This is a genomic window from Loktanella sp. D2R18, from assembly GCF_003318235.1.
In the GTDB taxonomy this organism is placed as follows: Bacteria; Pseudomonadota; Alphaproteobacteria; order Rhodobacterales; family Rhodobacteraceae; genus Yoonia.
The window spans coordinates 261,852-275,002 of the sequence record NZ_QOCG01000030.1; the positions used below are offsets into that span (position 1 = coordinate 261,852).

Below are 13,151 nucleotides of genomic sequence, written 5' to 3' on the forward strand. Positions count from 1 at the left end.
GGGTCAAATACACATGGAAGCGCCTTCTCGCAAGGGTCAGGCGGTCAAATTCAGGCGATTGCAGCCATTGTTGCCTCTGCATCGAAGAGGTCAGCTTCTTCGGTTGAAACAACCGAGACATTCGTTGCGTCAAGCTGATCCGTTGTAACACCTTTCAAGAAAGCAACCGCACCTTCGAAATCACCGGGGACATCACCAGAACCAGTGTAAACGGCTTCGACCATAACGCCATTCACCCCATCGACCGTGGTTTGCGTCAACGTGACATCGACATCCGGTAATGTGCCGCCCTCTGGCACATGATCCAACGTCAATGTGAGCGTATCCCGGCCTGGATCAAAATCTTCGATGGTCGCAGAGGTCAATTGATCATCGGTGACATTGGCCAGCACATAGAAATCATCGCCATCGCCCGCGCCGGCAGTCAATGAGGCTGAACCGGTCACGAGAACCAGATCGTCTGACCCATCCTCACCGTCAGCCGTGCCATCGCCGCCCCAAATATAAATCGTATCATCACCGTCGCCGCCAGTGATCGTATCTGTCGCCTGCAACGCGGGGACAATCACGCCACCTTCGTCACGAGAATCAAACCCGCCGAAAATGGTGTCATCTCCGTCCTGCCCGCCAAGCCGATCAGACCCATAGCCCCCGTCGATGATATCGTTACCGTCGCCACCAAACACGCGGTCGCCACCAACTTGGCCTACAGCTCGTCATTGCCGGGGCTGCCAATGATCCAATCGCGCCCGTCACCACCATAAACGACATCGTCGCCTTCGCCCGGACGAATTTCGTCGTCACCGGCCCCGCCGTCAATTATGTCATCGCCCGCCCAACCACGAATGATGTCGTCACCGTCGGTCCCCGAAATTTCGTCAGCGCCACTTGTGCCAGTGATTTCGCCGTCTGTTTCATCATCTTCATCGTCTTCTACCGACAACATGATCACGCCAAAGGTCGCCAGCAATACGGCCAAAGTAATATACATAAAAACACCCTATAGGTGAATAACTTTATGCTTTTGTTAACCTTACGCTTGTCACACAGCAAGCCTTAACATTGCCCAGCTTGCCCGACCGCCCATGGCGTGCAAGACTGGCGCAAAACATGGTAGATTGACATGGCAGGGCATAGCGACGGACCAGAAACAACGGACAGCCTTTCAGGGGATGCGCAGTTGGAGCAGGTTCTTACAATTGGCAACGATCTGTTCGCCTATGTCAGCCAATTTGCCGACGGATTTATCCGCCCGTGGAATATCTATCAGCTTGGGATCGCGCTTGGGCTTTTTGTCTTGGCGCATGTGCTTCGGGCCGCGCTAGGGCCGCGGATCAGGGCGTGGATGGCCGCGCGTGAAAACTGGCCGAAATGGCGTATTCGTATTCTTGTGGTGATCAATCAACGGCTGCGCGCGATCTTTTTTGTGGCGTTGATTTGGCTCACCATATTTGTGATGCGAGAGGTCACATGGAACAGCCGCAGTTACCTGCTTGGGATCATTGGCACGCTTGCTTTTGCATGGCTCGCGGTTGTCTTTGCCACCCGGCTCATCAAGAGTCCGCTATTACGCAAAACCGTCCGCTATGGGGCTTGGACCTATGTCAGCCTGCGCATATTGGGGCTGCTTGCGCCCACTGAACGGCTGCTCAATAGCGCAGGGTTCACTGTGGGCGAGATCAGGTTTTCGATGCTCTTGCTAGTGCAATCATTGGTCATTCTTGGTGTGCTCATCAGCGTGGCACGGTTCTTTACGGCAACGACAGCGAACCGGGTGCGCGCCAACCCTGACATCAGCCCATCGATGCAGGTGCTCATCATTAAGGGCCTACAAATCGTAATCTATAGCGCTGCATTCTACTTCGGCGTCCAAGCACTTGGGATTGACCTGACCGGGCTTGCGGTGCTGTCAGGTGCGATTGGTGTGGGCCTCGGCTTTGGTTTGCAAAAGGTCGTGTCAAACCTTGTGTCGGGCGTGATTATCTTGCTGGATAAATCCATCAAACCGGGTGATGTAATCAGCCTTGGCGAAACCTTTGGGTGGATCAACGCGCTTGGCGCGCGTTATGTGTCTGTTGTCACCCGTGACGGCAAAGAATACCTGATCCCGAACGAAGATCTGATCACTGGGCAAGTGGTAAACTGGTCGCATTCCAACGAATTTGTGCGGCTCGATATCAATTTCGGAACGTCATATGCGGACAACCCACATGAGGTCCGCAAGATCGCCATCGCGGCCGCACAAAGCGTCGACCGGGTGCTGACTTCGCGCCCAACCGTCTGCCATATCGTCGGGTTTGGCGACAGTTCGGTCGACTACATTCTGCGGTTTTGGATCACCGACCCAACAGGCGGTCTCACCAATATCCGGGGCAATGTGTTTCTTGCCCTGTGGGATGCTTTTGCTGAGAATAACATCAGCATCCCGTTCCCGCAGCGCGAGGTGAAATTGCTCGACTCTGAATAATCGCGACTAATAATTAGTCCACTTAGGATTGATCGCGGCGAGTTCACGCCGACAACTGCTATCGGAAAAGATCCGCGTTGATTGCACCAGTACGATGGTGATCTGCTTAAGATCAGAGGATTCTTTGGGGACGCAAGAATACAATGAACATTATCAAAGCACTGATCTTTGTCGGCCTGTTGGCGGGCGGATTCATTTTTTTTCAAACGACACAACCCGGCGACTTGACCGCATTTGTCGCGTCCGCGAATGTTGAACACCCTATCGACGCCGAAACGGAAACCATCGAAGCCGTCGCCGAAGTTGCCGCTGAAAGTGAAGAAGAGTTTGAGCTCGCGCCTATTGATCAGCTCTATCTTAACGACCTTGTAGCCAATGGGCAGCGTGATGTCGCCTTTGAATTTGCGTTTGAAATGGGCGATGAACTGACCGAAGCCGATTTTACTGCCATCCAAGGTGTCGGGGCCAATATTGGCGAAGGTCGTCGGTTCAGCCGGTTCCCGCGCGCGGATTTAAACGGACCGGGTGAATGGGCCACGCATTTCCCGGCCCGCGAAGGCGGTGCAAATTCGACGCAGTGTATTGGTTGCCACAACGCACCATTGGCCAATGGTGCAGGGGGGATCGCGTTGAACGTGGTACTGGACCCCGCACACACAGGCGATCCGTCACAGTACCTAGAACGCAACACCACACCGCTATTTGCGCTGGCTATCCCACAACGATTGGCCGAAGAAATGAGCCTCGATCTGTACCTGCAGCGCGAGGCAGGACGGATGCAGGCCTGCACACAAGGCAGTGCAACGACAGTGCTGATCACCAAGGGCGTCACCTTCGGCACGCTGGAATTCACACGGACGACCGAAGCGCCATGTTCTGTCGCCATCAATACCGCAGGCCTGTCTGGGGTGGACGATGATCTTGTAGTCAAACCCTTTGGCTGGAAAGGCAACGAAGCAACCCTGCGCAGCTTTACCCGTGGGGCAGCCCATAATGAAATGGGCCTGCAAGGCGTTGAAATGGTTGGCGACGCTGACGGCGATTTCGACGGCGTCACAAACGAACTGAGTGTTGGCGACCTCACCGCATTGACGATCTATATGGCCGCATTGGAACGGCCAACCAGCTTAATAGAGCTTGCCGATATCGGCCAAGTGACTTTGGCCGCGGACGATCGGGCGGCAATCATGACAGGTCAGGAACATTTTGTAACGGTCGGCTGCAACAGCTGCCACACTCAAGAAATGGTCCTGAACGATCCAACTTTCCGTGAACCGAGCCAAACCCCTGGTTTCTACGACGTCACATTCCCAGATGGCTCGCATCCAGCGGATCGGGGGCTGCGTCCTGATGTGGTGATGTCGTTCGACATGCTCTCAGACCCGCCAAACAATCAGGTCACGCTGGCATCAGGCGAAGCCTATCATCTGGGCGCAATCAAGAGCGATGCATCGGGGCGTGGTGTGGTGAATTGGTATACTGATTTGAAACGGCACGACATGGGCACAGACCTCGCAGACCCATCTGCCCCCTTAGGGATCGGTGCCGAAATGTTCATGACACGCTCGCTTGCTAGCGTTGGTTCAACAGGACCATGGCTACATGACGGACGCGCCACCACGTTGAATGAAGCAATCTTGCTGCATGGCGGAGAAGGCGCACAAAGCCGCGATGCCTACGTCGCACTCCCCGCTGAGAACCAAGAAGAGCTTATCGCATTCTTAGAAAACCTTGTAATCCACAGCACCGAAGAAGAGCACTAAGGCGCGCAGCATATCAAAATGAAAAAAAGCGGCCCGGCTTGAGATCAAAGCCGGGCCGTTTTTGGTTTCTCGATCTCGAAAAATCATCTTCAGTTAGGCTGCTGGTAAGTGAAATAGGTGCATTTGAGGCCGAGTAAGACTGAGCGCTCGCGGTTCTGCAAATACCCTACAAACGCGAACGCATTTTGAAGTGTTATCACTTGCGGTTTCCACTTTAAGTAGCAAAAATCGCAAATACATTTCTGCTCAATAGGTCGATAAAAATGAAACTGTATTGCTTTCTTGCCGCCATAACTTGTTCAATTTTTTTGCGAAAGCCGCCACGGCCGAAAACGCACCTATTGCAGGTTTGGACGCGCCCGAATTTGTTGCCGCCGTTGATAGCTGGCTGGCCGGCGATGACCTTATCGCACTGGAAGCACTGGCAGTACTGGCACGTGCGGAAAATCCAGCGGCACAAATACTGCTGTCCGGGATTGCATCCAGAGGAGGCTTGCATTCCCCTGTAACTGCGGATCTGGAACGTGCTGACCGCATCGCGCTACTTAGAGCGCCGGGCGGCCTTTCGGGAAGATCATGGCTGACCTTTGCAGAGGATACCGAGCCATTGGCAACTGCGCTCCTACAGGTCACGCAGATCAGAGAAAAGGCCCCCGCAATATCGGTCCTCATCAGCGCGGGCGAAATAGAAGTCGCGCTTCTAGCGGCACAATCCATGCTGTACCTAGGCGAGGCAGACGCGTTGATCGAAGCCCTCCAGGGTATGGACGCGCTGCTGCCACCCGAAGTCGATGTGCTGCTGCTTTGGGCTCTTTATCAGTCAAATAGTGGAAATGCCGGTCGATATGCTGGATCGGCACGTGTTGCGACAAGCATTCTTGACAATGATATTTTCGAACAATCCGAGATGGTTTGGTTGCCACCTGCGCCACGTGAAATTCTAGAAGATATTGAACGCCTTTCTGACGTCACGCGATTGGGTCGCCAAATTGCTTCATGGACACCGATAACTCAGTTTTGCGATAACCATTGCGGTTCAACTTCTGAAACCTGTATCGCCGTTGGCGCTAGTATGCTTTATGCCATGGGTCCATTCGCCATGCGAAGCCCACGGACGAGCATCATACCGAATGAAACCTATTGGAACAGCCCCCGCGCCGAAGCGGACCTTGCACGCAATATTGTAGATCTTCGCAGATATGAAGAAGGCACATTTGATAGCATTAACGCATGTTTTATAGATGAAATGGGCGCATTACAGGCCGAACACGGCTATGGTCGATAGCTCATTGAAATACGGCATGGCCACTTCTAAGCAAAACAAAAGGCCGCGCAAACAAATTGCGCGGCCTTTCTGAATTTGTTGGACTCAGGTGCTAGCCTTTGTTCATCCGGTTTTCGATCAGGTCATCGACCACGGATGGGTCCGCCAGCGTCGAAATATCACCCAATGTTGCGTGATCGTTTTCAGCGATCTTGCGTAGGATCCGACGCATGATTTTGCCAGAGCGAGTTTTTGGCAGCCCCGGCGCCCATTGTATCAGGTCAGGCTTGGCGATTGGGCCGATTTCAGCGCGCACCCAGACTTCCAGTTCTTTGCGCAGCGCATCTGTCGGTTCCTCGCCCGACATCAAGGTGACATAGGCGTAGATCCCCTGCCCCTTAATCGCATGCGGATAGCCAACGACGGCGGCTTCAGCGACTTTGGAATGGGCGACAAGTGCGCTTTCGACTTCGGCGGTCCCCATCCGGTGACCGGATACGTTGATCACGTCATCAACCCGGCCAGTGATCCAGTAATATCCATCTTCGTCGCGCTTACAGCCGTCGCCAGTAAAGTAGTAACCTTTGTAATCGCTGAAATAGGTTTTCTCGAACCGTTCATGATCGCCCCAAACGGTGCGCATTTGGGCGGGCCAGCTATCTTTCATGCATAGCACGCCTTCTGCTGCGGTGTCGTGAATTTCTTCGCCTGACGTGGGCTCCAAAATCACCGGCTGTACGCCAAAGAATGGCACAGTCGCAGATCCCGGTTTCGTCGACGTTGCGCCCGGCAATGGTGTCAACAAGTGACCGCCAGTTTCAGTCTGCCACCATGTGTCGACGATCGGCACGATGCCTTTGCCAACAACATCATTGTACCAGTTCCAAGCTTCTGGGTTAATCGGCTCACCCACTGTGCCCAGCACTTTAAGATCAGAAAGGTCGTATTTTTCAACGAATTTTGTGCCTTGTCCCATCAATGCCCGGATCGCCGTTGGAGCGGTATAGAATTGATTGACCTTGTGCTTTTCGCAAACCTGCCAAAACCGGCCCGCGTCTGGGTAGGTCGGCACGCCTTCGAACATCACCGTGGTCGCGCCATTGGCCAGCGGACCGTAGACAATATAGCTGTGCCCCGTGACCCAGCCAACATCAGCGGTACACCAGAACACGTCACCATCATGGTAATCGAATGTGTATTGCTGCGTCATTGACGCATAAACGAGATAGCCGCCGGAGGAGTGTACAACGCCTTTGGGCTGCCCAGTTGATCCGGATGTGTAAAGGATGAACAGCGGATCTTCGGCGTTCATCTCAGCAGGTGGGCAGTCTGCGCTGACTTTTTCTTCCATCTCGTGCAGCCAGTAATCACCTTCCCCACGCCAAGCAATTTGCTGGCCAGTGCGTTTGACAACAAGACATTTCACATCGTGATAGTCATGCAGCAAGGCTTGGTTCACACTGTCTTTGAGGTTAGTCACACGGCCACCACGTGGCGCACCGTCAGATGTAATCACAACTTTCGCGTCACAAGCATTGACCCGCGCGCCCAAAGCTTCTGCAGAGAATCCGGCGAACACGATCGAGTGGATCGCCCCGATCCGCGCACAAGCCAACATCGCATAGGCGGCTTCGGGGATCATTGGCAGATAGAGCACAACGCGGTCGCCCTTAGTGACGCCCATTTCTTTGAGCACATTCGCCATTTTGCAGGTGCGCGCATACAGCTCTTTGTAGGTGATGTGCTGCGCCTCATCATCGGGGCTATCGGGTTCCCAGATGATCGCGGTTTGATCACCACGGGTTTCAAGATGGCGGTCGATACAGTTGGCGGCGACGTTCAGCGTGCCGTCTTCGAACCATTTGATGTCGATGTCACCCGGCTCAAAGCTGGTGTTCTTAACCTTTGTAAATGGTTTGATCCATTCCAAACGCTTGCCGTGTTCGGCCCAAAAACCTTCGGGGTCTGAAATTGATTGCGCGTACATCGCGTCATAGGTCGCCTTATCTGCATGCGCATTGGCAGCCATTTCCGCTGACGGCGGATACATCTTGGATGTTTGATCGGTCATGGTATCTCCCCCCGAGTGACGTGTTTTTTGACCCAAGCCCACGGCCGAGTCCCTCCGCCGCATATCATGATCACAATGGTCAGGAATCCAAGGTTTCTAGCCAGCCCGATGTGCAATTTGTCAATCTTGACACCCGCGAGGCGTGCGTTTTGTAATATTTTTGACTAGCCTCTCCACAGGCGCGCACCGATTTCCGAGCCTAACAATCTTAATTAGAAATTAACCACAACAACGCAGGCTTGGCGCAGGTAAAGGGTCGCGCATGCGTTTATTGGTTACGCTCATATCTACAATTCTATGTGCCACACCGCTTTGTGCCGGGCCTTGGGCGCGTGAGAAAGGTCAGCTGTTCTTCGCAAGCGGTGGAAGCTTTATGCTTTCGGAAAACCCGCAAGCACCGGTGAATTTCGATCCGACGTTCTATGGCGAATACGGGTTGAACGGCATAGTTACCCTAGGCATCGACTATCACGCGACGGTGCTTGAGGGCACCCAATCCGCCGTTGCCTTTGCCAGCTTTCCAATCGGGCAGCCTGCGGGCGATAATGTTTTCGGGGCGCAAATCGGGTTAGGCGGGCGTATGGATGCATTTGGGGGCATTGAATATCTGACGCGCGGCGGTGTTTCGTGGGGACGCGGGCTGGATAGTGGGTGGCTAACTGTTGATACCAGCGCCACTTACGGTACGATTGACCAAGCTTGGCTTGCGAAGGCGGACCTCACATGGGGCCACCATTTTAACGATCACTGGACAGTCATGGCGCAATTGCAGACCGGACAAGGTGGCAATGATAACACCTATGCCAAAATCAACCCCGCAGTGATTTTCCACCTCAATGACCGCACCTCAATCAGTGTTGGGGCTGTACAATCGTTGACCGAAGATCAAGATCCGGCGATCAGAGTGGATATATGGACAACCGCTACAATCCCCCGATTTCGCGCAGCAGAGTAATTACCGCCTCAACGCCTTGCCCATTGCGCAGGCTTGCAAAAACAACGGGAAGATCGCCGCGCATTTTGGCCGCATCCCGTGCCATAACATCGAGCGAGGCGCCGACGTGCGGTGCCAGATCTGTTTTATTGATCACAAGAATATCCGAACGCGTAATCGCCGGACCACCCTTGCGCGGGATCTCTTCGCCGGCAGCCACATCGATCACATAGATCGTCACATCCGCCAATTCCGGGCTAAAGGTCGCCGACAGATTGTCACCGCCACTTTCGATTAACACCAGTTCTAGATCGGCATGACGCGCGCGCATTTCAGAAATAGCGGCAAGGTTGATCGACGCATCCTCGCGGATCGCCGTATGCGGGCAGCCGCCAGTTTCGACGCCCATAACCCGATCAGCAGGCAAGATTTGCATGCGCATCAAGGCTTCGGCATCTTCTTGGGTGTAGATATCGTTGGTAATCACACCAAGGCTGAACTGATCTTTCAGCGCTTTAGCAAGCGCGGCGGTCAGTGTGGTTTTACCGGCCCCAACAGGCCCCCCAATTCCAACGCGCAATGGTCCGTGCGGTGACATGATGATGGCTTTCTACTTAGGATCGAAAAATACGTGGGCTTTGGGTTTCGTGCTGCATCGATGCGATATCAACAGCGAGGGTTGATGAGCCAATCGCACCGAGATCAGAATGCGCGGCCTGCATGCCTATATCGCGACAGATCGGCGCGAGTGCCGCCAAAATACGCTGCCCTTCGGTTTGGCCGAGCGGCATCAGCCGCTGCGCGGCCTGCACCAGATTGCTCGCAAAGCATTGCAACCAAACCTGCGCTGTTTGCGCAGCAGGCACCCCCATCAGCCCAACGGCCCGCCCAACCGCCACTGGATACGCCATATCCGGTAGGTCTAAATGCCAGACCGCACGGGTTGTTGCGGCAAAAGCCGCCCCTTGCTGCATGGTCTCCATCCGGCGTTCTTGGGATGGGGCCAATACCGCGGCGAGAGCTGCGACTTCGGTCACATCATCCGCCCCATGTGCCACGCAAAGCAAAATCGCGTCCGTGCGCCCGGCCCCATGGGTCAGCACATCTACCAACCAGTCTTGCAAACCTTGCGCCCCTTCCACATCGCCGCGTTGCACAGCACGTTCCAACCCATGAGACCAAGCAAATGCACCAATTGGATAGGCGGGTGACAGCCATTGGGTCAGAGTTAAAAGGTGATCAATGTGCATGAGAATGGCTGTGATCATGGCCCATTGTGCGGCCATGCCCATATGCCCCGCCTTCGGGGGTAAACGGCCCGTCAAAATCAGTCACAGTTGCACCCAATTGTTCCAACATCGCGCGCATGACTTTTTCACGCTGCACAACCAGCGCATCAGGTAATATTGCACAGGGCGCATGACGATTGCCGATATGCCAGCCGAGCCGCACCAAATCGCCGTTGATCCGCATCAGCGGTTCATCGGCAGCGGTGACACCAATTTCACGGCCGTCATCCAGCACAAAAACATGGCCCGCATCAACTGATGTCGTCTGGGCAAGATCAACCAAAAACGGCTCTCCGCCCGTTGTCACCAACCGCTTGCGCCGCAAAAGCCGCGCATCATAGGTCAGCGAAACACTGTCGGCGACAGGGCCGTGCGCATGACGATGTGTGTGATGGGCAACCGCCTGCATGTTTATTTTCCAACCGGCACAATGCCGGTGACCTCATAGACATCCATCTCGTCCGTTTCGACATCCAAATAAGTGGCAAGATACCCGATGCCCAGCTCTGGCAGATAGTGTATTCCCTCTTCATAAGGATACCCATCGCCCGATGAAGCGAGCGTGCCCGCAATCATATCATAGGTACAATCGCCATATGTCCGCTGCTCAAGAGCACCCCAGCGCGCGACCACCTTATCTTCATATGTACCCGCGCTGTCAGACACAGTCATACGCCCTAAAAAGACCCCGCCCGGTTCAGGGGCCGGCATCTCATCGGGAAGGATGCTGAACACATAGTCCACCCGCGTATCTAACGCAGGAACCCCATTGTCGATTTCGACAAATTCGAGCAAATAGACGCCCTGTCCCAGCAGCGCACGCGAGACATAGCCATCCGAATAGGTACTGGTTAACGCCACCTGATCCGCGGACAACATTTGATAGGTCTCTGACACGTCCGGACCCATTTGGAACGTGATCCCCGCCGCCAAATCAGCCGCGACCGGGCAATCCGCCCAAGCGGGCCCAGCCAATGCAGCAAGGCAAAATAGATGTTTCATCATAACGCTCCCCTTTGGTTTTGCCAAAAGGTAGCGTAATTTTATCTGCGCGTCGTTAGTCGATACACAAAACGCGCCGCCGTCAGCGGTAAGCGCAGCGTTTCGCGCACACTGGCTTTGACCAATTCGGTCGCCATTTCGCGGTTCGTGATCATTGTGTTGTCTGTCTGGAAAGCCATATCGTGCCTCATTCAAAGCGATGGTTTCCTCCCTAAGACCCATGTTAAAATGCTGCATCGCAGCAATCAAGCCCCCCAGACGTAACGTCATCCACATCAAAATAGGAAATACCGCTGCGCCATTGGCAATTCTTTCGCCGGTTCACAGGTGAGCAATTCACCATCAGCGCGCACTTCGTAGGTTTCGGGGTTTACTTCCATATGTGGCATCGCATCGTTCAGTTTCAGATCACGCTTGCCGATCCCACGGGTGTTGGACACCGGCAATGTTTGTTTCGCCAGCCCCAGTTTGTCACGCAACCCGTCGTCTTGGGCCGCTGCACTGACAAAGGTCACTGCGGAATTTTCAACCGACCGGCCGTAGGCACCAAACATCGGGCGCGTGTAAACGGGCTGCGGCGTCGGAATGGACGCATTCGGATCGCCCATCTGTGCCGCGACAATCGTGCCACCCATCAGAATCATTTCAGGTTTCACTCCAAAGAACGCGGGGTTCCACAGCACTAGATCCGCACGTTTGCCCACCTCGATTGAGCCAACATGCGCCGAAATCCCATGCGCAATGGCAGGGTTAATTGTATATTTCGCGATATAACGGCGCACACGCATGTTGTCGTTATCACCGGTTTCCTCGGGCAGGCTACCGCGCTGTTTCTTCATTTTATCAGCCGTTTGCCACGTGCGGATCAGCACTTCACCGACGCGACCCATCGCCTGGCTGTCGGATGCGATAATCGAAAATGCGCCCATGTCGTGCAAAATATCTTCGGCGGCAATGGTTTCCCGGCGGATACGGCTTTCGGCAAAAGCGACATCTTCGGGGATGGATTTATCAAGATGATGGCAAACCATCAACATATCGAGATGCTCATCCACCGTGTTCACCGTAAAGGGCCGTGTTGGATTGGTAGAGGACGGCAGCACATGCGCCTCACCGCAAATTTTAATGATATCAGGCGCGTGCCCACCACCGGCACCTTCGGTATGGAAGGCGTGGATCGTGCGGCCTTTCATGGCCCCCACAGTGTTTTCGACAAAGCCAGATTCATTCAGTGTATCGGTGTGGATCATCACCTGCACGTCCATCGCGTCTGCGACACACAAGCAGTTATCGATAGCCGCAGGGGTGGTCCCCCAGTCTTCGTGCAACTTAAGGCAAGATGCGCCGCCCAACACTTGTTCTTCCAATGCGGCAGGCAAAGACGCATTACCCTTCCCCGCGAAGGCAAGGTTCATCGGAAAGGCATCAGCTGACTGCATCATCCGACCCAGGTGCCAAGGCCCAGGCGTGCAGGTCGTCGCCAGCGTCCCATGCGCCGGGCCAGTGCCGCCGCCGATCATCGTGGTCAGGCCGGAATGCAACGCATCCTCAATCTGTTGCGGGCAGATAAAGTGGATATGGCTGTCGATCCCGCCAGCCGTCAGAATACGGCCCTCGCCTGCAATCGCCTCGGTTCCGGGGCCCACGATGATATCCACGCCCGGTTGGGTATCTGGATTACCCGCCTTACCGATAGCAACGATCACGCCGCCCTTTAGGCCAACATCCGCCTTGATAATACCGGTCCAATCCACGATCAGCGCATTGGTGATGACCGTATCAACGGCCCCTTCAGCGCGGGTCGCTTGCGATTGGCCCATGCCGTCGCGAATGACTTTACCACCGCCGAACTTGACCTCTTCACCATAATACAAAGCGTTGCCACCCGACCCGCCAGTGACAGCTGCACCCGCAGCTTCGGCGGTCAAATCACGCTCAACTTCGATAATCAAATCCGTATCGGCAAGCCGAACCTTATCGCCCACTGTGGGCCCAAACATAGCCGCATAGTCACGGCGCGAAATTACTGCTGGCATCTTAAAGATCCCCCATCACGTTTGCATTAAACCCAAATACGCGGCGCGCGCCGGACATCGGGATCAGTGATACTTCGCGGCGTTGCCCCGGTTCAAACCGCACGGCGGTGCCCGCAGCGATATCCAAACGCAAGCCATGTGCGGCTGCGCGGTCAAAATCCAACGCAGGGTTGGTTTCTGCAAAATGAAAATGCGATCCGACTTGTACGGGGCGGTCGCCTGTATTGGCCACTTCCATCACCACAACTTCGGCGCCTGCATTTAATGTAATATCGCCCTCTGCGACGATCAATTCACCGGGTTTCATTGCGCTCCCCCTCTCATC

Annotated in this window: 13 protein-coding genes and 1 pseudogene; 4 read left to right on the forward strand and 10 right to left on the reverse strand. The window is 54.7% G+C overall.

Features of this window, described 5'->3' with window-relative positions:
* Positions 1-50 precede the first annotated feature (50 nt).
* Positions 51-695, reverse strand: a pseudogene (locus DS901_RS14805) (calcium-binding protein); the annotation flags it as partial.
* Between the two features lie 11 nt (positions 696-706).
* Entirely contained in the window at positions 707-991 is a 285-nt protein-coding gene (locus tag DS901_RS14810; protein WP_113777693.1) for a calcium-binding protein, read from the reverse strand.
* A gap of 132 nt (positions 992-1,123) precedes the next feature.
* On the opposite strand from DS901_RS14810, the gene DS901_RS14815 reads away from it, so the two are divergent.
* The 3 genes from DS901_RS14815 (at position 1,124) to DS901_RS14825 (ending at position 5,515) form a co-directional block, all read left to right on the forward strand.
* Complete coding sequence (locus tag DS901_RS14815) at positions 1,124-2,467, forward strand: mechanosensitive ion channel family protein (protein ID WP_113777694.1); 1,344 nt, start codon at positions 1,124-1,126, stop codon at positions 2,465-2,467.
* Positions 2,468-2,610: 143 nt separating this feature from the next.
* The gene (locus DS901_RS14820; protein WP_113777695.1) at positions 2,611-4,230 is read left to right on the forward strand and encodes a di-heme oxidoredictase family protein; all 1,620 of its coding nucleotides are present in this window, start codon (positions 2,611-2,613) and stop codon (positions 4,228-4,230) included.
* A gap of 295 nt (positions 4,231-4,525) precedes the next feature.
* Positions 4,526-5,515: a hypothetical protein gene (locus tag DS901_RS14825; RefSeq protein ID WP_113777696.1), complete on the forward strand. Its 990-nt coding sequence runs from the start codon at positions 4,526-4,528 to the stop codon at positions 5,513-5,515.
* Positions 5,516-5,606: 91 nt separating this feature from the next.
* On the opposite strand, the gene acs is transcribed toward DS901_RS14825, so the two are convergent.
* The gene (gene acs / locus DS901_RS14830) at positions 5,607-7,565 is read right to left on the reverse strand and encodes an acetate--CoA ligase (protein WP_113777697.1); all 1,959 of its coding nucleotides are present in this window, start codon (positions 7,563-7,565) and stop codon (positions 5,607-5,609) included.
* A 262-nt stretch (positions 7,566-7,827) separates the two neighbouring features.
* Between acs and DS901_RS14835 the strand changes: the two genes are divergently transcribed.
* Entirely contained in the window at positions 7,828-8,520 is a 693-nt protein-coding gene (locus tag DS901_RS14835; protein WP_113777698.1) for a hypothetical protein, read from the forward strand.
* Here DS901_RS14835 and ureG read toward each other — a convergent pair.
* The 7 genes from ureG to DS901_RS14865 all read right to left on the reverse strand — a co-directional run bounded on the left by ureG (position 8,489) and on the right by DS901_RS14865 (position 13,133).
* Positions 8,489-9,097 carry an urease accessory protein UreG gene (gene ureG / locus DS901_RS14840; protein ID WP_181820886.1) on the reverse strand — a complete coding sequence of 203 codons (609 nt, stop codon included), beginning with the start codon at positions 9,095-9,097 and terminating at the stop codon, positions 8,489-8,491. The two genes, DS901_RS14835 and ureG, sit on opposite strands and share 32 nt — an antisense overlap.
* A gap of 16 nt (positions 9,098-9,113) precedes the next feature.
* Entirely contained in the window at positions 9,114-9,791 is a 678-nt protein-coding gene (locus DS901_RS14845) for an urease accessory protein UreF (RefSeq protein WP_258546747.1), read from the reverse strand.
* On the reverse strand, positions 9,739-10,197 hold the full coding sequence (locus DS901_RS14850) for an urease accessory protein UreE (protein ID WP_113777700.1): 459 nt from the start codon (positions 10,195-10,197) through the stop codon (positions 9,739-9,741). The genes DS901_RS14845 and DS901_RS14850 overlap by 53 nt, the downstream gene beginning before the upstream one ends.
* Before the next feature lie 2 nt (positions 10,198-10,199).
* A complete protein-coding gene (locus DS901_RS14855) occupies positions 10,200-10,793 on the reverse strand; it encodes a hypothetical protein (protein WP_147249945.1) in 594 nt (197 codons plus the stop codon).
* Between the two features lie 38 nt (positions 10,794-10,831).
* Positions 10,832-10,969: a hypothetical protein gene (locus DS901_RS18815; protein ID WP_181820887.1), complete on the reverse strand. Its 138-nt coding sequence runs from the start codon at positions 10,967-10,969 to the stop codon at positions 10,832-10,834.
* A gap of 96 nt (positions 10,970-11,065) precedes the next feature.
* The gene (gene ureC, locus DS901_RS14860) at positions 11,066-12,826 is read right to left on the reverse strand and encodes an urease subunit alpha (RefSeq protein WP_113777702.1); all 1,761 of its coding nucleotides are present in this window, start codon (positions 12,824-12,826) and stop codon (positions 11,066-11,068) included.
* 1 nt (position 12,827) lies between these two features.
* Entirely contained in the window at positions 12,828-13,133 is a 306-nt protein-coding gene (locus tag DS901_RS14865) for an urease subunit beta (RefSeq protein WP_113777703.1), read from the reverse strand.
* Positions 13,134-13,151 lie beyond the last annotated feature (18 nt).